Below are 18,596 nucleotides of genomic sequence, written 5' to 3'. Positions count from 1 at the left end.
TAGTCACCTGTACACCATGAACACGCATTCCCTGAACGACGACGACCCGCTGGCCCGCCAGAAACCGCCCCGGCGCACCAACGAACCGGTGGTCTGGTCCCTGTTCGGCGCCGGCGGTGTGCTGTCGGCCATGGCCGGCCCGATGCTGATCCTCATCACCTGTGTGCTGGTGCCACTGGGCATCCTGCTGCCCACCGAAACGCTCGGCTACGAACGGGTCCTGGGCTTTGTCCGGTGGTGGCCTGGCGCGCTGGCCATTCTGGCCGTGGTGAGCCTCTTCATGTTCCACGCCATGCACCGCCTGTGCCATTCGCTGCACGATTTCGGCTTTCACACCGGACGCGGTGCACAGCTCGTCTGCTACGGCTTTGCCGCGCTGATCACCATCATCTGCGCGCTGGTGCTGCGCAGCCTGCAGTGAGCGGCTGACATTCCGGAACACCGGTTCCCGGCAGACACCCGGGGACCCTCTGCAAGAGTCCGCGAGCGCTTTGAGCCCATAAGCCAGAAAGCGCCACCTGGCGACCACAGCGGAGCTATTGGCGGCAAATGGCAACGCACTGGATCGCCCAGGCATGGGAATCAAAGTGCCGCGGACTTTTGCAGAAAATTCCAGGCATGCTATGCAGGACACAGCATGCGCCAGCGTGTCGAAAACGGGTCAGAAGAAGGAATACAACACACCAACCATCGCGGTGGCGTTGGTGTCGTCCATCACGACGGCACTCCTGCGGATGTCCTTCGAAAATTTCTGCACCTCACCCCCTGCCAGCAGCGACCAGTGCGGGGTAAAGGTATGGGACCACAGCATGCCAACGCTGGTAAAGGTCTGACCGCTGTCGGGGCTGAACGTGGCAAAGCCGGTGCGCTGGCTCTGTTCGGGCGTCACGCCGAACCAGGTCTGGTGATATTTGCGGTCTGCGTGCTGCGCATGCAGCCCCACCTGCACCCGGTCGGCCTCGGTCTGCAGCGGCGTCAGAGTAACGCCATAGGTCCAGGTCGTGCCACGCTTGCTGTTGCCGAACAGGCGGGTATCGGCATCCAGATCCAGCTCGAGCCACGAGGTGATGCGCTGGGAAATCCCGGCCGTCAGCAACCCCGCACCGCGTACGTTGCCCATGCCGGCCAGCTTGTCCGACCCTCCAACACTGAATGTATGGCCGTCCTTGGTTTCCTTGCGATGGTCCTTGCGCGAGGCATCATAGCCCAGCCCCAGACGCAGTTTCGTACCTGTACGGGTTTCGTACTGCAGCCCCAGCCCGCGCTGCGGATCCATATGAAACATGCCGTACTGCGCAGTGATCATGGCGGTCGCGGTACCCATCGTTTCATCGGACCCCATGTAGCGGGGTCCAACGCCAACGCCAACGCCTACACCGAGGTGCCACTCACTGTCTGACGGGGCACCATGGCCTTCATGCCCATCCGGTAAAGCCGCATGTGCATCCGACTGCGGCTGCCCACCCTGCAGGGCATCCTGTCCCTGCACGGAATCCTGCCCGTAGGTGCCAGAAGCGCCCGCATCGCTGCCCTGACCGGCATCGGCAGGCGTCACCTGCGTGGTCCCCATGCTGCCTTCGCCGGCCGGAGCCCCCTGAACGGATGAGGTACCAGAACTGTCATATCCGCCCTCATCATACTGGGCAATTGCACTACCTCCGTGAAGCAGCAAACCAGCCGCCAGGGCGGCCTGAACGGCACCGGCCAATACGGATTTTCGGGAACGGACAACAGCCTGCATGGAAACCTCCTGTGAAATTTATGATTATTTCACAACCCATTTACCGTATTTGGCCCTGTCACACCCGGCACGCAGAAACCCGACAATATATGGGAGGAATCCGGCCTCCATCGTTCATCATATGAAAAACGGAATGCTCCGGTGAGATCTTTCCGGCAGGCGACGGGCTTGCGGGGGCGTTATATATCAAGGGATATCAAAAAACACCTCCCTGGACTCAAGCTTTCAAGTGCAACACCCCACCCCCATATGAGGTGTTGCCATGGAACAGTCCGAACCTGCTCCCACCTGAGCCCCGAATCGACGTGGCGTCACTCCCCTTCCCGCGCAGCCCCCGCTGCCGGCACCAGAATGTCGCGGTTGCCGTTGTTCTGCATCGGCGAGACGATACCTGAACGCTCCATCTGCTCCAGCAGGCGCGCCGCCCGGTTGTAGCCGATGCGCAGGTGCCGCTGCACCAGCGAGATCGACGCACGCCGATGCTGCAGCACCACGGCCACGGCCTGGTCGTACATGGCATCGCTCTCGCCATCCATGCCGGCCTCGGCCAGTGTGCTGGACAGGCCCCCAAAGCCCACCGCACTGCCGGTGTTGGTCTCTTCGGGCACACCTCCTTCCAGAATGCCCTCGATGTAGTCTGGCTCGCCGCCCACCTCCTTCCAGCTGGCCACCACCTTGTGCACTTCCTCGTCGGCCACATAGGCGCCATGCACCCGCTGCGGCAGGCTGGTACCGGCCGGCAGGAAGAGCATGTCGCCCTGGCCCAGCAGGGTCTCGGCGCCCATCTGGTCCAGAATGGTGCGCGAGTCGATCTTCGACGACACCTGGAAGGCGATCCGCGACGGAATGTTGGCCTTGATCAGGCCGGTGATCACGTCCACCGACGGACGCTGGGTGGCCAGGATCAGGTGGATGCCGGCCGCCCGCGCCTTCTGGGCCAGACGGGCGATCAGCTCCTCGATCTTCTTGCCCACCACCATCATCAGGTCGGCCAGCTCGTCGATGACCACCACGATGATCGGCAGCTTCGACAGCGGCTCGGGCGCATCCGGCGTCAGCGAGAAGGGGTTGGGAATCAGCTCCTCGCGCTTCTCGGCCTCGGCGATCTTGGCGTTGTAGCCGGCCAGGTTGCGCACGCCCAGCTTGCTCATCAGCTTGTAGCGGCGCTCCATCTCGCCCACGCACCAGTTCAGTGCATGGCCGGCCTGGCGCATGTCGGTCACCACCGGCGCCAGCAGGTGCGGAATGCCCTCGTAGACACTCATCTCCAGCATCTTCGGGTCGATCATGATCATCCGCACCTGGGACGGATCGGCCTTGTAGAGGATCGACATCAGCATGGCGTTGATCCCCACCGACTTGCCGGAACCGGTCGTACCGGCCACCAGCAGGTGAGGCATCTTTGCCAGGTCGGCCACCACCGGGTTGCCGGCGATGTCCTTGCCCAGCGAGATGGTCACGGGCGATTTGGCGTCCACGTAGGCGCGCGAGCCGATGATCTCCGACAGCCGCACGCCCTGCCGGCGCGGGTTGGGCAGCTCCAGCCCCATCAGGTTCTTGCCGGGGATGGTCTCGACCACCCGCAGCGAGATCACCGACAGCGACCGGGCCAGATCCTTGGCCAGATTCACGATCTGGGCGCCCTTCACCCCGGTGGCCGGCTCGATCTCGTACCGGGTGATGACCGGGCCCGGATAGGCATGCACGACGGTGGCCGAGATGCCGAAATCGGAGAGTTTCTTCTCGATGAGCCGCGAGGTGTATTCCAGCGTCTCGGGCGACATCGTCTCGACCGTGGCGGGCGGCGCGTCCAGCAGGGCCAGATCGGGCAGAACCGAATCGTCGCCGTCGTGGCGGTAGACCGGCGCCGGCTGCGGTTTGGCCACGGTGGTCGCCTCCCGGATGGTCTCGCGCTGCATACCCACGGTCTGGCCCACATAGGTGGCATTGCCGCCCGGTGCAGGCGCAGGTCCAAAGGCGCCCGTACGCGAAGCCCCTGCCCGGGCACCAGCCCCCACCCGCCCGGCATCACCATGATCGTTGCCGGCATGGCCGCCGGCCGGGTGCACGCCGGCAAGGCGGCCACCCCGTACACGAGCGGCAGCCGCATCCTCTTCGTCATGCACGGCACCGGACCAGAAGGCCTCTTCATCGGCATCATCGGCAAAACCGGCAATCGTGGGCTCCCTCGCCCCATCGTGCCCGGCAGCCGGTGATGCACCGGCACGCCCGGCACCCAGCCCGGTCACCACCGAGACACGGTCGAGCAGAGAACCGAAGAGCCCGCCGCGGGACGACGTGCTGCCGTCGGCAGGGTGCGCATCCAGCCCATCCGCGTCACCCGCGTCACCAAAGGCCGGCACCCCGCCGCCTGCCGGCAGGGCGTCCAGTCCGGCTGGGGCTGCCGGCGCAAAACCGCTCCCCCCCTCATCACGGGCAGCGGCACCACGGCCACCCCGGCGCGCGACCGGGCCATCGGTGGCCAGCACATCCTCGATATCCCCGGCCTCCGGACGGGCCGCACGGCCGGTCAGCCGGGCCGGGCGGATCAGCGGCGCACCGCTGTCATCCCCATCCAGATCCACGGTCTGCCGCGGCGCACCCAGCAGGGCGCCACGCTGCTGCGCAGCCTGCACCCCGGCCCGGCGGTCGGCCCGCACGGCCAGTTTCTGCCGTACCCAGGCCACACTGCCTTCCAGTGCCGCCCCGGTACGTTCGAACACCGACATCCAGGACAGGCCGGTGGCCAGGCTGAAGCCAATGGCGATCAGCAGCAGCAGCGCCAGCGTGCCCCCGACCGCCCCCAGCATCACGTGCACGGGGCCGGCCACCAGCGCGCCCAGCAGCCCGCCGGGCGCCAGTGGCAGGTCGGCCTGCAGGTTGTACAGGCGCGAGCCTTCCAGCGCACTGCAGCCGACCAGCAGCAGGATGAAGCCGATCCAGCGCTCCCAGGCAAAGCGCGCCTGGGGCACGGGTGGTTCGCTCTCCTGCCCGCGACCGGCACGCCCACTGGTGGTGCCCTTGCCGCTCGCCGTGACGGCCGGCATCGTGGCCGCCTGGTGAGCGTCGCGATGCAGCCGGCGATACCCGGCCAGCACGCGCAGGATCATGAAAAATGAGAACAGATAGGCCGACAATCCAAACAGATACAGGATCAGATCGGCAAACCAGGCCCCCACCCTGCCGCCCAGGTTGTGCACCTGGCGCGCCGTGACGGCATGCGACCAGCCCGGATCGACCGGGTTGTAGCTGGCAAGGATCAGGAAGAGGAAGATGGCCAGAAAGCACAGCACGATCCACCGTGCCTCCCGCAGCAGGCGGATGGCCCGCTGGGATAAACCGATGTGACGGCTGGCCCAGTGCTCCTGGGCGGTTGTCTGAACTGCTGCGCTGCGCGCCATCGTTGCCTCGTCCTCCAAAAAACAGCGGCCAAACCCCCGATCATACCGCCTTGAACGGGGATTGGCCGTCATGCACCCGCCCCGACAGCCCCGGCGACGGGTTGCACGGGATGGATTTCGGCTGTGTCCCCCTCAGACCAGATAGGTACTCAGCTTCTCGCGCAGCAGCACCCGGCCCTCGCCCAGCGGCACGATGTAGCCTTCGGTTTCCAGCCCCTTCATCACCCGCGAGACCATCTCGCGCGAGGCGCCGATCATCTTGGCAATCTCCTGGCGCGGCAGGCGGGTACGGATCATCCGCTCCTCGCCCACCTTCTCCGACATGTCGAGCAGCACGCGGGCCACCCGGCCATACACGTCGAGCAGGGCCAGCGTCTCGATCTTCCGGTCGGCCTCGCGCAGGCGGCGCACCAGGCCGGCCATGATGCGCAAGCACATCTCGGGGCTGGACATCATCATGGACTTGAAGCTTTCCTTGTTGATCGCCATGAAGTCGCTGGTATCGATGGTGATCACGCTGGCCGAACGCGGCGACTCGTCGATCAGGCTCATCTCGCCGAAGCACTCGCCCGGGCCGATCACGGCCAGAATCACTTCCTTGCCCTCGGTATCCGAACGCTGCACCTTGGCACGCCCCGACAGCAGGATGTACAGGGACTGCGACGGCTCCCCTTCCGTGACGATGACCCGTCCCTTGGGAAAATTGCGACGGACGCTGCCTGCCGCCAGCCGTTCGATCTGCGCTTCGGTCAGACCGGAAAACAGCGGCACGCGCCGCAGGAATGCGATGTTTTGCTCTTGTGACATGCGGGTTTCTCGAAAGTTCCGGGCAAAGGCGGATGTATGAAAGTTGAAAACACCGGCCTTCGCCATCAGTTGCATGCCGATAGCTTCTTATAATTTCCGTCCAGCGGTCGACAGGTCCGACATCTACGGGTTTCTGGCCGCCCGATGGTTGATTCTTTGGAATTTCTGCAACGATCTCCGCGTTGCCGGTCGCTTTCGCACGACAGCGCCGCCCCGCGGGGTTCCCATCCCACGAGGGCCCTTTCCCGATGAGCACCCCCCGCCACACCCGCCTGCTGATTCTCGGCTCCGGCCCTGCCGGCTACACGGCCGCCATCTACGCCGCCCGTGCCAACCTGAAGCCGCTGCTGGTCACCGGTCTCATCCAGGGCGGCCAGCTCACCACCACCACCGAGGTCGACAACTGGCCGGCCGATGTCAACGGCGTGCAGGGCCCCGAGCTGATGGAGCGCTTCCGCGCCCACGCCGAGCGCTTCCAGACCAACATCGTCTTCGACCACATCAATGCGGTCGACCTGTCGCAGCGCCCGTTCCGTCTCACCGGCGACAGCGGCACCTACACCTGCGACGCCCTCATCATCGCCACCGGCGCCTCGGCCCGCTACCTGGGCCTGCCCTCCGAGGAAGCCTTTGCCGGCAAGGGCGTCTCGGCCTGCGCCACCTGCGACGGTTTCTTCTACCGCAACCAGGACGTGGCCGTCATCGGCGGCGGCAACACGGCCGTCGAAGAAGCCCTCTATCTCAGCAACATCGCCCGCAAGGTCACCGTCGTGCACCGTCGCGACAAGCTGCGTGCCGAACCCATCATGATCGACCACCTGATGGAAAAGGTGCAGGAAGGCAAGGTCGAGATGCGCTGGAACAGCGAGCTGGACGAAGTGCTGGGCGACCAGAGCGGCGTCACCGGCATGCGCGTGCGCAACCGCGAAACCGGCGAGAAGCAGGACGTGAAGCTCTCGGGCGTGTTCATCGCCATCGGCCACACCCCCAATACCGAACTCTTCACCGGCCAGGTGGACATGAACGGCGGCTACATCAGGACGCAGGGCGGCGGCAACGGCAATGCCACGGCCACCAGCATCCCGGGCGTGTTCGCTGCCGGTGACGTGCAGGATCACATCTACCGCCAGGCCATCACCAGTGCGGCCAGCGGCTGCATGGCCGCGCTCGATGCCCAACGCTATCTGGAAAATCAGGCCTGACCTTTTCTTCATCCGGCGCGGAACTACGCCTGCGCAACGCCTTGTCATCGCATGGCCGGGGCCAGCGCGGAAACGACTGAATCCATAACGCGCTCCAGACCCGTCATGCCCGCCACCTGCCCGATGGGAAAGAAAGACAAGTCCCCTACTGCACCACCTGCCCCAGGCCCGGCCTCATTCCCCGCTCGTCTGGGGCTGGCCGATCTCGGCCGGGTGGCCAGTGCACTGAAGGCACAGGCTGCGGCCGAACGCGCCGCGGCCGAAGCGCGCCGGCGCGAAGCTGCCCGCATCCGGGCCGAGGCCGACATCTTTCTGAGGGAAGTGGCCGATGTTACGCCCCTGCCCCCCACGGGCCGGCGCGAGCCCGAAACCCGTCACCGCACACCCCGTGCCCGGCAGCGCGAAAGGGACGAGCAGGAAGCCCTGGCCCAGTCTCTGTCGGACGAAATCGGCATCGAACAGCTGCTGGAAGTGGACGAACAGCTGTCGTTCCGGCGCGCCGGCGTGGGGGCGGACGCCCTGGCCCGGCTGCGCCGGGGCGAATGGACCGTTCAGGCCCAGCTCGACCTGCATGGACTGCGCACCGACGGCGCCCGCGAGCAGGTCGTGTATTTCATTGGCCAGGCCCATCGGGCCGGCCTGCGCTGCGTGCGCGTGATTCACGGCAAGGGTCTGGGGTCCGAAGGCCGTCAGCCGGTGCTGAAGGACAAGGTGCCACGCTGGCTGCACCAGCAGCAGGAAGTCATCGCCTTCTGTCAGGCCCCGCCCTTTGCAGGCGGTGCCGGTGCGTTGCTGGTTCTGCTGCGTCAGGCCAGCAAACCGGGCGGCTCCAGCCGGGACACATCCAGCCGGGAGAGACCCGGACGGGCACGCTGAACCGGGGCAGAGCCGGCCCGTACACGGACCTTCGTCGCTGCGGCCCGGTCATCATGCCGGACGGCCGTTTCGCCAGCCCGGACCCAGACGGCTGCCTCGTCGATTTCGCCGGCCCGGACTCAGACGGCTGCCTCGTCGATCTCGCCGGTCCGGATCCGGATCACCTGCTCGACCGGCTTGACGAAGATCTTGCCGTCGCCGATACGGCCGGTGCGCGCCGCCTTGACGATGGCGTCGATCACGGCGTCCACGTTGTCGTCGGCCACCACCACGTCGATCTTCAGCTTGGGCAGAAAATCCACCACGTACTCGGCGCCGCGATACAGCTCGGTGTGCCCCTTCTGACGGCCAAACCCCTTGACCTCGGTCACCGTCAGGCCGGTGACTCCCACGCTGGCCAGGGCTTCACGGACCTCATCGAGTTTGAACGGCTTGATGATTGCCGTGATCTGTTTCATGCGTATCTCCGTCGTGTCATCGGGAAGGCGCGAATACGCGCCCAAAGGGGTTTCGCAGGGACGAACAGGTCCAAAGCACGCACCAGTCTGACCGAAAGCACCAGCCGGTACAAGGAAGTCCGGCACCCTGACCTGCCATCGGTCAGGCCCGGACATCCGTTCCGCCCGGTGCGCCTCAGCCCTGCCCCGTCACGTGCTCGCGGAAGGCCGTCGTCACCGGCTGCCGCCAGTCATGGCCAAAGGCCCGCGCCGTGATGTTCGGCCCGACCGGTGCCTGCTGGCGCTTGTACTCGGCCACCCGCATCAGCCGCAGCACCTGGGCAACCGCGTCGGCAGGCAGGCCCTCTGCAACCAGGCTGCCGGCAGAACGGTTCTGCTCCATCAGCCCGCAGATGATGCGGTCGAGCACGTCGTAGGGTGGCAGCGAATCCTGGTCGGTCTGGTCCGGCCGCAGCTCGGCACTCGGTGCCCGCGTGATGATCCGTTCCGGAATCACCGGCGCCTCCGGCTCCCGGTCGTTGCGCCAGCGGGCCAGCTCGTAGACCAGCGTCTTGTACACGTCCTTGAGGGGGGCAAAGCCACCCGCCAGATCGCCGTACAGCGTGCTGTAGCCCACCGCCGTCTCGGACTTGTTGCCGGTGGTCAGCACCAGCCAGCCCGTCTTGTTCGACACCGCCATCAGCAGCGAGCCACGGATGCGCGCCTGGATGTTCTCTTCGGTGAGGTCTTCGGGCAGGCCGGCAAAGGTCGTCGCCAGCGTGGCACGGAAGGCATCGAAGCAGGGCTGGATGGGCAGCACCTCGTGCTTCACGTGCAGCCGGTCTGCCATGTCGGCAGCGTCGGCCAGCGAGATGTCGGCCGTGTACGGCGACGGCATCATCAGCGTCCATACCCGTTCGGCACCCAGCGCATCCACGGCCAGGGCCAGTGTCAGCGCCGAATCGATGCCCCCCGACAGCCCCAGCACCACGCCCTGAAAGCCATTCTTTGTCACGTAGTCGCGAATGGCCAGCACCAGGGCCTGCCAGATTTCGGTCAGCCGGTCCGGTACCCGTGCCCGGGTTCCGGACAGCTGCAGTTCCCCACCGGGCACACGCCGGCACTGGACACACAGCAGATCCTCCGCCAGAGACTGGGCCCGGGCCACCTGCTCCCCTGATGCATCGAACACCTGGCTGGCGCCATCGAAGATGAATTCGTCCTGCCCGCCCACCAGGTTACAGTACACCACGGCCATCCCCGCGGCACAGGGCGCAGCCTGCAGCCCCGGGATGAGCTGCGTATCCCGGCCGGAGAAATAGGGGGCCGCATCTGCGCACAGCACCAGTTCAGCGCCCGCCGCCCGGGCCCGTGCACAGGCCTGGGCATCGAACACCTCGGCCCCAGTCATCAGCGCGCAGCGCACCCCGTCGATCTCGAGTACGGTAGCGGCGACCACCGGTTCGAAATAGCGGACATCGTTGCAGGCACCCGCGGCCGCAAAAACTCCCTTGCGATGTCGGGCCACCTGCTGCCCGGCACGGAAGGCACCAAGCACGTTGTAACGGTGCCCATCCTCGAGGGCCGGATACCCGACCACCCAGGTCAGCGCAGGCAGGCTGGCCGAAGCCTGCCGGATCCTGTCCAGCGCCGCATCGACCTGCTGCTGGAACGCCTCGCGGCGCAACGCGTCACCCGGGGGGCACCCCGTCAGCGACAGTTCGGGGGTGAGCAGCACCGCGGCACCCTGTTCGGCAGCACGTCTGGCTGCGTCGATGATGCGGTCGGCGTTGCCGCTCATGTCACCCACCCGCTGGTTCAGCTGGGCGCAGGCAATGTTCAGGCTCATCGGGCATATCCGGAAAGTCTCAGGCACGTGGGCAGATCACTTGGATTTTTTTCCGCGTTCGATGCCGTCCATGATTTCCTTCGTGGCGGCTTCCGGGCCTTCCCAGTCGCCCACCTTCACCCACTTGCCGGGCTCCAGCCCCTTGTAGTGCTCGAAGAAGTGCTTGATGCGACCCAGTACCAGCGGGTGAACGTCCTTGACGGTCTTCACATCCTTGTTGGTGGCCAGCAGCTTGTCGATGGGCACCGCCAGCAGCTTGGCATCGCTGCCGCCTTCGTCTTCCATGTTCAGCAGGCCCAGTGCGCGGCAACGGATCACACAGCCATGCACCAGCGGATACGGGGTCAGCACCAGCACGTCCACCGGATCGCCATCACCGGCAATGGTCTCGGGGATGTAGCCATAGTTGGCCGGATAGCGCATGCCGGTTGCCACGAAGCGGTCGACGAACAGGGCGCCCGTCTCCTTGTCCACCTCGTACTTGACGGGATCGGAATCCTGCGGGATTTCGATGATGACGTTGAATTCTTCGGGGACACGGCCCGGACCGACGCGATCGATACTCATGAATGTTTCCGGTTATCAGAAAAAGGTTGAGAAGGAGGCCGCATCCACCCAAAGGCAGGATGCGGCAGAAAGAGGAGCCATCAGGCCGGGCGCGAGAGATTGCCCGGCAGTGCATCGTCGGGAGTGGCCACCATGGGGGCATCCTCGCCGGAGGCGGCAGCCGTACTCCCAGAAGCCCCCTCCTGACGCGCGGAAGCCCCCTCCTGACGCGCAGCCTCCACCTCCTGGGCGGAAGCCTGCAAGGGGGTTCCACCCTGCCCCAGCGGCGCCGTCAGCGGATCGGTCAGATCCTGCAGGCGGGGCGCCGGGATGTCGGGCGGCAGCGGCGAGCTGCCCTGCCGGGCGGTGCCGGACTCCCCGGGCAGGGCCGCAGCCCCGCTGGCTTCCGGCAGCGGCGGCCGTTCGCCCAGCGCCAGCCGGGCCGCATACTGGTACTGCAGGGCCGCATCGGCCGCACGTCCCATCGACGACTGCAGCTGCGCCAGCGCCACCCGCGCCGACACGGAATCACCAGCCAGCAGCGAATCCACCAGATAGCCCTCGGCCTTGCCCCACAGACGCTGGGAGGCACAGATCCGGCCCAGCATCTCCAGCAGCCGCGGCTGCTCGCCATGGCGCAGACGCCACCGTTCGAGCTGCTCGAGCCGCTGGCGTGCCGGCAGTGCATCCAGCGCCGCATAGGCTTCCAGCGTTGCCTCGTCGTACTGGAAGTCCAGCAGATTGATGCCGATGCGACGGGCCTCGGCCGTATCGCCCGCGGCGGCCAGCGCCGTCATCGTCGGGCCGGCCAGCATGCCCTTCTTGCGCTCGTCCGCCGACAGCGACTTCCACAGCGTGTCGATGGCCTGGGCATTGCCCGCCCGGCGGGCCAGCAGCTGCCGATAGGCATTGAGCCGCAGCGCATCGGCCTCGGCCGGCGACAGGCGCCCCCGGCGCTTGAGCTGGCGCACCGTCTCGAGCACCTGCTCCCAGCGGCCGGACTGGCTGTAGCCCGACAGCGCCGTCTCGAGCGCTGCCAGCTGCTGCTCGCCCCCCACCGAAATCTTGCCGACGGCCAGCAGTGCCTTGTCCGGCTGGTTGTCTTCTAGGGCGAACTCGGCGCGCGCCATCAGGGCGGCCGTCCTGCCACCCCGTTGCGCGGCCTGCCGGGTCCAGTCGTCACGGCGGGCATAGTTGCCCAGCCGGTGGGCCGACAGCGCTGCCAGCAGCGCAGCCGCCGCGCCCTGGTCCTTGCGGTTGCCCTCGGGCGTATTGGCCAGCACGGCGGCCGACAGGCGCTCGGCCCGCTCGAAACGCCCCTCGAAGTGGGCCAGCACCGCATCCTGCAGCGAACGGCTGTTCTGCTGCAGGCGACGCTGTTCACGGAAACGGCGGATGCGTGCCGGCAGCCCCAGCGTACGGCCCAGAATCAGCAGCAGCCAGTGCAGCACCAGAAAACCGACGATCAGCAGCACCAGCAGCATGTTGCTGGACAGCTCGATCCGGTACGGCGGCCAGAACAGCGCCACGTTGCCATGGTTGCCCCGGAAGACCAGCGCCAGGACGACCGCGCCGGCAAACGCCAGCAGCAGCCAGATTGCATTGCGGATCATCAGAATCGCTTCTCGCTTTCGGCCCGCGCCGCCTGCAGCGCTGCCATGCTGTCGGACAGCGAGGGCAGCTTGAGCTGCAGGGGCTCGGATTTCAGTTCGGTCAGGATGGACAGCGAAGACGTCACATCCGGCTTCTGGCCGTCAAAGAAGCGGCCAATCGTTTCGGCACTCTTGTCCAGATCCTGCCGGAACAGCGCTTCGTTGCGGTTGAGCAGGTTGATGCGCGCGTTGAGCAGCTGCAGGCGCAGGCTTTCACGGACACTGCGCTTCTGGTCCGGTGCCAGCAGCAGCCGGTCGGGATCGTCGATGCGGCGAATCTGCACCAGGCTGTTGAACTCCTGGTGCACGGCATCGGCCGCGCGAGAGCCCGAATCCAGCAGCACCCGGTACCAGTGGCGCCATGTACCCTCGTCGGCCGCCGGCTCGTCCTGTGTGCCGGCATCCGCCGCACCATCGGCGGCCGCCTCGCCGGCAGCCGGCGTCTCCGCCGCAGGCGCCGGGGCATCCGGTTCACTCAGGAAAGGCAGCGTGTCCACCCGCGAGATCACCTCGTCCAGACGGGCCACCGAACGGGTCAGATCCACCTCGGGCAGTGACTTCAGCTTCTCGATGTCCTGCAGGATCACCCGGCGCAGGCCGATGGCCTGTGACTGCTCACTGTCGTTCAGCTGCTTCTCGGCGCCTTCCAGCGCCAGGATCGCCCCCTTGACGTTGCCCGATACCGCCAGATGCTGGTTGGCCAGCGTCAGCGCACGCTCGACCTCGGCCAGGCGGGCATCACCCCGCACCCGGGCCACGTCGTCGTACAGCGCCTGCAGCTGTTCCTGCTGCGCCGATGACTCGGCCACCCGCGTCTCCAGCGCATTGCCACGGCTCTGCAGCTGCTGCTGTGCGTCCTGCAGCTGACGGATCTGCGCCTCGAGGCTGGCGGCGCGGGACTCGGCCTCCTGCAGCCGCAGCGCGCTCTGCTTCTCCTGGGCCATGAGGCGCTGCTGCACGTACCACCAGCCACCACCGGCCAGCGCCAGCATGATCAGCAGCAGGAGCAGCCAGCTCCAGCTGCGCCGCTGCACATACACCGTCTGCGGCCCGGACGCCCTGCCTGCGCCCGCGACGACGGGTTCATCCTTTCCGGCACTGCCCTTCGCATCGGTGGCAGCCACCGGTTTTGCCGTGCCGGCCCCGGTCACGCTACCCGATGGTTTGACCGGTGCTCCCGCGCCAGCCGGACTGGCAGCGGGTTTTGACGGCGTGGCGGCTGCTGTCGCAGAACCGCCAGCCGACCTTGCCGTTGCGCCTGCGCCCGCCGGACTGTCCGACGGCTTCGCCGCAGTACCCGCACCGGGCGCACCACTGGCCGATTTTGGCGTGGGCGTGCTGCCTGCACCGCCCGCACTGGTGGCCGGCTTTGCCGGAGAACCCGTACCAGCCGCACTGCCAGCAGGCCGGGACGTGCCGGCAGCCTCCGAACGGGGCTGGGCCACGAAGGACGCCGGCGCCGGACTGGAGGCAGGCTTGCTCCCCGTGCCGGCAGCCGGCGGTTTTCCGCCACTGGCGGAAGAGGACTTCCCTGCCGTGCCCGGTGCGATGATCTTCGCGTCGCTGGCAGGGCTGCCCGACGATGCCGGGGTGCCGCGCTGCGGACTGTTTGGCTGCTCGGAACTCAAGACTTCGTATCCTCTAATAGGAAGGGTCCACCCCATGGGCCCTGAAAGGCACACGGCAACGGGGTACACACCACATGAAACGCCGCTGGCAGGCCCGGCCGGAAACCCGGCCGCCACTGCGGCCAGCGCCATCTATTCAATCACAGGTTCCCCGATTGTAGCCGTTCGACCAGTTGCTGCCGATCATGGTAGACCCGGAGGCTCGCGAACCCCGCCGCGCAAGCCACCGGCAGCAGGCGTTCATGCGGCACCCAGACAGGCTGCGACCGTGCCCAGCCCCGCAGATCGGCCGGCAAGGATGCCAGCCACCCCGCCACGGTCTGCAGCACCCCCGCCGATCCGGCCAGCCAGTGCAGCGCCACCTGCTCCCGGTCTGCCGCCACGGCATGCAGCGTCTCCCCGAACCCCGCCGGTGGCTGACTGCGCATCACCACCCGGTACCCCGGCCAGAAAGACACCGGCACCCCGGCAGCGCGCAGGGAACCGGCCCAGTCACGCCGGCCATCCGGCCGGCACAGCACCCTCACCTCGGCGGGACGTACCGCACCATCCAGCAGCATCTGCGCCAGATGGGCGGCATCCTGTCCGGGTGGCGGTGGCACCAGCAATACATCACACGGGTCGATCAGCATACGAAACACGCGTGCACTGCCGGCCCCCGGTACCGCTGCCCACACCCCAGCTGGCCAGGGCCGGCCTGCACGCTGCAGCGCCGCCGCCAGCAGGCGTACCGCCGCCGGGCTGGGCAGCACCACACACAGGGGGGCCTCAGCCGCCTGCGCAGCCGCCATGGCCTCCTGCCCTAACACCCGCAGTACCGCCGCATCCGGCTCGGCCACCACATCGAAGGCCGGCCACGCCCGCGTATCCATCCCCGCAGCCGCCAGCATCTGCTGCCAGTCGGCAGCCCCCGCCGCATCCTGCGTCAGTGCAACCATCACGCGCCGTGCACCACCAGCGGGCAGCAATCCTGATGTCAGGGCGCCATTCACCCCGGCACCGGCCCCAGCTTCGCCTGCAGTTGCGCCGCCACCCCCTCGCCCAGCGTCCGGGCCTGCGCCTCGTCCCCGATATCGGCCGTCTCGCACACCCGGGCGATGCGCCCATCCGGCCCTGCCAGCAGCGCATCCAGCTGCAGCCGGCCGGGTGCCACGAACTGGCCATAGGCGGCCAGCGGTGTTTTGCAGTTGCCGCCCAGCTGGCGCGACACGGCCCGCTCTGCCGCGGCAATCAGGGCAGCCTGCGGATCATTCAGAAAGGCCAGCGCCGCGCGCACCGCCCCGTCACCGGCACGGATCTCGATCCCCAGCATGCCCTGCCCCGGCGCCGGCAGGCTCTGTGTCACATCCAGATACTGCCGGATCCGGTGGGCCAGCCCCAGTCGCGTCAGCCCTGCCGCCGCCAGCACGACGGCGTCATACTGTCCGGCATCCAGCTTGCCCAGGCGGGTATCCAGATTGCCCCGCAGCGGCTCGATGCGAAAGCCCGGGAAACGCGCCTTCAGCTGGGCCGCCCGGCGCAGGCTCGACGTACCCACCACCGCATCTGCCGGCAGTGCCTCCAGCGCGTCGTAACGCACACTCACCAGCGCATCGCGTGGATCTGCCCGCGTCATCACCGCCGCCAGCTCGAACCCCTCCGGCAGCTCCATCGGCACATCCTTGAGCGAATGCACCGCCAGTTCGGCACGCCCATCCAGCAGCGCCACCTCCAGCTCCTTCGTGAACAGCCCCTTGCCGCCGATCTCGGCCAGCGGCCTGTCCAGAATCTGGTCCCCCCGCGTGGTCATGCCCACCAGCCCGACCTCCGTTTGCGGATAGCGGGCCTTCAGCAGCGCGGACACATGGTTGGCCTGCCAGAGCGCCAACCGGCTTTCACGGGTGGCAATGCGCAGACGGGTTGGAGCGGAATGGGCAGTCATGAGCGGAGGCAGGCAGAAGGGCCACAGGGTCGGGACAATGATTCTAGAGCATCCCGCCGGCCCCCCCACATACGCCAACGCCCCTCGAAAGGGGCGTCGTACGCATCTTCCTGGCCCGTCACACCGAATACGGGAACCCCCCTGGGAGCCCCCCTGCAAGGGAACATCGCATCGGGCGTATTGTCGCTGGCTCCTGCCAAACGGGCCATCCGGCGATGAAGGGGCAGAAAAACAGCGGTTATGTTCGGTCAGGAATTTTTCTTCAGCTCACCAGCCCCTTCACGATCGACCACTGGCGACGGCTGACTGGCAGACGGTCCGGCACCTCGCGCAGCACCACCTGCCAATACGGATCACCCGACTCGCCCTCGCCCGACGGCGAGACACGCTCGAAACCGGCAATCGACGGCCGCGCCACCAGCGCATTGCGGTGAATGCGCACGAAGCGGTCGTTGAATTCCTCTTCCAGCGACGTGAGCGACTCCTCGATCAGATATTCACGCTCGCGCGTGCGCACCGTGATGTATTTCAGCTCTGCCTTCAGGTACACCACCTGTTCCAGCGCCACCAGAATCACACGGCCACGCTCGTGCACCGACAGGTGGCGCCGGCGCGTATTGGTGGCCTTGACCAGCGCATTGATGTCCTCGACATGCTCGGACGGCACCAGCGTACGTGCCCGCATCAGCGCATGCAGCAGACGCTGCGCACGCACGGGTTTCAGCAGGTAGTCGAGCGCGTTGACCTCGAACGCATTGACCGCAAACTCGTCGAACGCCGTCACGAAAATGATCAGCGGCATCGGCTTCGGATCGGTACCATCACCCTCGGCACCCCGTGCCGAAATATGACGCGCCAGCTCGATGCCGGTCATGCCCGGCATCTGCACGTCCATCAGCACCACCTGCGGACGCTGCGATTCGATCTGTGCCAGCGCCTCCGGCGCATTGGATGCCTCACCAACGATTCGGTGCGGAAATTCGGGAGCCAGGTCGGCCAGCACCTCTCTCAGGCGGGCACGGGCAGGCGCTTCGTCATCAACGATCAGGATTGAAGTGGCGTCGGACATCTCGTCGTCGTCTCTCTTTGCGGTAGGGGAATTCGAGCAGCACGTGATAACGGTCGCCTTGCGGGCCGGTTCTCAGCTCGGCCGCCATATCATATTGCAGCTCCAGCCGCTCACGCACGTTCGACAGGGCCATTTGGTTGCCCCGGCGCGACGCACCTGTTGCAGAAAGGGGATTGTCGATCTCGACCCGCACCCTTTCACCCACCAGCGTGATGCAAATATTCAACACCCCCGTATCGGTACGCGGTTCGATGCCATGGTGCACGGCATTTTCCAGCAGCGGCTGCAGCAGCAGCGACGGGATCAGCGCATCCCCCGGCATGCCGTCGATCTGCCACCGAACCTCCAGCCGGGGCGCAAGCCGCAGCTTCTCGATGGCCAGATATTCGCGGCAGGTCAGTACCTCGTCATCCAGTGGCACCAGCTCGCGCGCATCCCGCATGAATACCCGGAACAGGTCGGCCAGATTTTCCAGCGTGCTCTCGGCCAGCTTCGGATTCGTCCGGATCAGCCCCAGCACCGTGTTCAGGCTGTTGAACAGGAAATGCGGCCGGATGCGTGCCTGCAGCGCCTGCAGGCGGGCCTCGTGAAACGAGGGGGCATACGCCCGTCCCCGCAGCCGGAAATACCGGTACACACCACCGGCCACCAGCACCGCACACAGCGCCGTGGCCAGGACTTCCTGCCAGAGCGGCGGCCAGTGCTCGCCCGGTGATGACGTACCGGCCCGCAGCATGTTGCCGATCACCATCTGGGTCCCCCCGGCAATCACCGCCGGAATCAGCAGCCCCCAGAACCACTGGTAGCGCTGCCGCAGTCCATTGACCGTCCTGCGTGCCAGGCAAAGCGCCAGCATCCCGATCAGCAGGGCAGGCTCCAGCGTGCTCAGCAGGTAAAAGAGCGTATCGACCAGCCGGTGCATGTCGAACCACAGGCTGCTGGATGCGGCCAGCATGGCCAGTGCCCCCAGATGCACCAGCACCACCGTCCGCAGGAACATCGCCGGCGTGCAGAACTCCGGAATCACCGGCGCCGGCGCGCCCTCGCTCTGCCGGCGCGTCTTCGGCACGACATCATCCGGCTTCCCGCCATCACCGGGCTTGCCCGCTTCGCCTGGATTGTCCGCCTGGCCCGGATTCCCGCCCGCGTGCATACCGGCGTCGCGCCCCCCTGCACTGCCTCCTGCACTGCCTCCTGCACTGCCCGCCGCACTGCCCCCAGAGGCGCCGTCCCCCGGCACACCGTCCCCGGCCATGCCGCCCGCAGCAGGCACCCCGCCCACCATCACCGTTTCCAGCACCTTCACCGGCCCGGCAGACGCGTGCAGCGGTGTCGTGGGGGGATCATCGTCCTGTCCCGCCCTTCCCTGCAGCGGCGTGGCGGGAGGCCCCTCCGGAGCGGCCTCCCCGGCCGGCGCCAGCCCGTCCCCGGGCTTGTCCTTATAATTTCCGGCAGTACCCATACTCT

The 18,596-nt window shown here is 66.9% G+C and carries 15 protein-coding genes; 3 read left to right on the top strand and 12 right to left on the bottom strand.

Annotated features, from left to right (window positions below; translation table 11 throughout):
* The first annotated feature begins 16 nt into the window (after positions 1–16).
* Complete coding sequence (frdD, locus tag EHV23_RS04220; protein ID WP_125094844.1) at positions 17–421, top strand: fumarate reductase subunit FrdD; 405 nt, start codon at positions 17–19, stop codon at positions 419–421.
* A 240-nt stretch (positions 422–661) separates the two neighbouring features.
* Here the strand turns inward: frdD and EHV23_RS04215 are convergent, their stop codons facing one another.
* From EHV23_RS04215 to EHV23_RS04205, 3 genes are all read right to left on the bottom strand, one after another.
* On the bottom strand, positions 662–1,570 hold the full coding sequence (locus EHV23_RS04215) for a MipA/OmpV family protein (RefSeq protein ID WP_158615832.1): 909 nt from the start codon (positions 1,568–1,570) through the stop codon (positions 662–664).
* A 482-nt stretch (positions 1,571–2,052) separates the two neighbouring features.
* Positions 2,053–5,142 (bottom strand): DNA translocase FtsK, encoded by a 3,090-nt coding sequence (locus EHV23_RS04210; protein WP_158615831.1) that lies wholly within the window; start codon positions 5,140–5,142, stop codon positions 2,053–2,055.
* A 132-nt stretch (positions 5,143–5,274) separates the two neighbouring features.
* Positions 5,275–5,949 carry a Crp/Fnr family transcriptional regulator gene (locus EHV23_RS04205; RefSeq protein WP_125094841.1) on the bottom strand — a complete coding sequence of 225 codons (675 nt, stop codon included), beginning with the start codon at positions 5,947–5,949 and terminating at the stop codon, positions 5,275–5,277.
* Between the two features lie 248 nt (positions 5,950–6,197).
* On the opposite strand from EHV23_RS04205, the gene trxB reads away from it, so the two are divergent.
* Positions 6,198–7,151 carry a thioredoxin-disulfide reductase gene (trxB, locus tag EHV23_RS04200; protein WP_125094840.1) on the top strand — a complete coding sequence of 318 codons (954 nt, stop codon included), beginning with the start codon at positions 6,198–6,200 and terminating at the stop codon, positions 7,149–7,151.
* A gap of 105 nt (positions 7,152–7,256) precedes the next feature.
* Positions 7,257–8,027, top strand: a complete 771-nt coding sequence (locus EHV23_RS04195) for a Smr/MutS family protein (RefSeq protein ID WP_238990270.1) — start codon at positions 7,257–7,259, stop codon at positions 8,025–8,027.
* A 119-nt stretch (positions 8,028–8,146) separates the two neighbouring features.
* On the opposite strand, the gene glnK is transcribed toward EHV23_RS04195, so the two are convergent.
* From glnK to EHV23_RS04150, 9 genes are all read right to left on the bottom strand, one after another.
* Positions 8,147–8,485 carry a P-II family nitrogen regulator gene (gene glnK / locus EHV23_RS04190; protein ID WP_125094839.1) on the bottom strand — a complete coding sequence of 113 codons (339 nt, stop codon included), beginning with the start codon at positions 8,483–8,485 and terminating at the stop codon, positions 8,147–8,149.
* A 175-nt stretch (positions 8,486–8,660) separates the two neighbouring features.
* Entirely contained in the window at positions 8,661–10,313 is a 1,653-nt protein-coding gene (locus tag EHV23_RS04185) for an NAD+ synthase (protein ID WP_125094838.1), read from the bottom strand.
* 36 nt (positions 10,314–10,349) lie between these two features.
* Positions 10,350–10,880, bottom strand: coding sequence for an inorganic diphosphatase (ppa, locus tag EHV23_RS04180; RefSeq protein ID WP_125094837.1), 531 nt, complete (start codon positions 10,878–10,880; stop codon positions 10,350–10,352).
* Positions 10,881–10,960: 80 nt separating this feature from the next.
* Complete coding sequence (locus EHV23_RS04175; RefSeq protein WP_125094836.1) at positions 10,961–12,472, bottom strand: heme biosynthesis HemY N-terminal domain-containing protein; 1,512 nt, start codon at positions 12,470–12,472, stop codon at positions 10,961–10,963.
* Entirely contained in the window at positions 12,472–14,139 is a 1,668-nt protein-coding gene (locus EHV23_RS04170; protein ID WP_158615830.1) for a uroporphyrinogen-III C-methyltransferase, read from the bottom strand. The genes EHV23_RS04175 and EHV23_RS04170 overlap by 1 nt, the downstream gene beginning before the upstream one ends.
* Before the next feature lie 140 nt (positions 14,140–14,279).
* On the bottom strand, positions 14,280–15,080 hold the full coding sequence (locus tag EHV23_RS04165; protein WP_125094834.1) for a uroporphyrinogen-III synthase: 801 nt from the start codon (positions 15,078–15,080) through the stop codon (positions 14,280–14,282).
* 47 nt (positions 15,081–15,127) lie between these two features.
* The gene (hemC, locus tag EHV23_RS04160; protein ID WP_125094833.1) at positions 15,128–16,060 is read right to left on the bottom strand and encodes a hydroxymethylbilane synthase; all 933 of its coding nucleotides are present in this window, start codon (positions 16,058–16,060) and stop codon (positions 15,128–15,130) included.
* A gap of 262 nt (positions 16,061–16,322) precedes the next feature.
* Positions 16,323–17,129 (bottom strand): LytR/AlgR family response regulator transcription factor, encoded by an 807-nt coding sequence (locus EHV23_RS04155; protein ID WP_125094832.1) that lies wholly within the window; start codon positions 17,127–17,129, stop codon positions 16,323–16,325.
* Entirely contained in the window at positions 17,098–18,591 is a 1,494-nt protein-coding gene (locus EHV23_RS04150) for a sensor histidine kinase (RefSeq protein WP_203228865.1), read from the bottom strand. Before EHV23_RS04150 ends, EHV23_RS04155 begins: the two co-directional genes overlap by 32 nt.
* Positions 18,592–18,596 lie beyond the last annotated feature (5 nt).

The organism is Lautropia dentalis (assembly GCF_003892345.1).
GTDB lineage: Bacteria > Pseudomonadota > Gammaproteobacteria > Burkholderiales > Burkholderiaceae_E > Lautropia > Lautropia dentalis.
Note: the sequence above shows the minus strand (reverse complement) of the source record. Positions and strands in the feature narration are given on the sequence as shown.

Bases quoted from the DNA above. Each gene is read 5' to 3' on its own strand.
- EHV23_RS04215 (WP_158615832.1), bottom strand. From the start codon at position 1,570: ATGGGGACCACGCAGGTGACGCCTGCCGATGCCGGTCAGGGCAGCGAT.
- hemC (WP_125094833.1), bottom strand. From the start codon at position 16,060: ATGACTGCCCATTCCGCTCCAACCCGTCTGCGCATTGCCACCCGTGAA.
- EHV23_RS04150 (WP_203228865.1), bottom strand. From the start codon at position 18,591: ATGGGTACTGCCGGAAATTATAAGGACAAGCCCGGGGACGGGCTGGCG.
- EHV23_RS04195 (WP_238990270.1), top strand. From the start codon at position 7,257: ATGCCCGCCACCTGCCCGATGGGAAAGAAAGACAAGTCCCCTACTGCA.
- EHV23_RS04210 (WP_158615831.1), bottom strand. From the start codon at position 5,142: ATGGCGCGCAGCGCAGCAGTTCAGACAACCGCCCAGGAGCACTGGGCC.
- glnK (WP_125094839.1), bottom strand. From the start codon at position 8,485: ATGAAACAGATCACGGCAATCATCAAGCCGTTCAAACTCGATGAGGTC.
- ppa (WP_125094837.1), bottom strand. From the start codon at position 10,880: ATGAGTATCGATCGCGTCGGTCCGGGCCGTGTCCCCGAAGAATTCAAC.
- frdD (WP_125094844.1), top strand. From the start codon at position 17: ATGAACACGCATTCCCTGAACGACGACGACCCGCTGGCCCGCCAGAAA.
- EHV23_RS04155 (WP_125094832.1), bottom strand. From the start codon at position 17,129: ATGTCCGACGCCACTTCAATCCTGATCGTTGATGACGAAGCGCCTGCC.
- EHV23_RS04205 (WP_125094841.1), bottom strand. From the start codon at position 5,949: ATGTCACAAGAGCAAAACATCGCATTCCTGCGGCGCGTGCCGCTGTTT.
- EHV23_RS04185 (WP_125094838.1), bottom strand. From the start codon at position 10,313: ATGAGCCTGAACATTGCCTGCGCCCAGCTGAACCAGCGGGTGGGTGAC.
- EHV23_RS04175 (WP_125094836.1), bottom strand. From the start codon at position 12,472: ATGATCCGCAATGCAATCTGGCTGCTGCTGGCGTTTGCCGGCGCGGTC.
- trxB (WP_125094840.1), top strand. From the start codon at position 6,198: ATGAGCACCCCCCGCCACACCCGCCTGCTGATTCTCGGCTCCGGCCCT.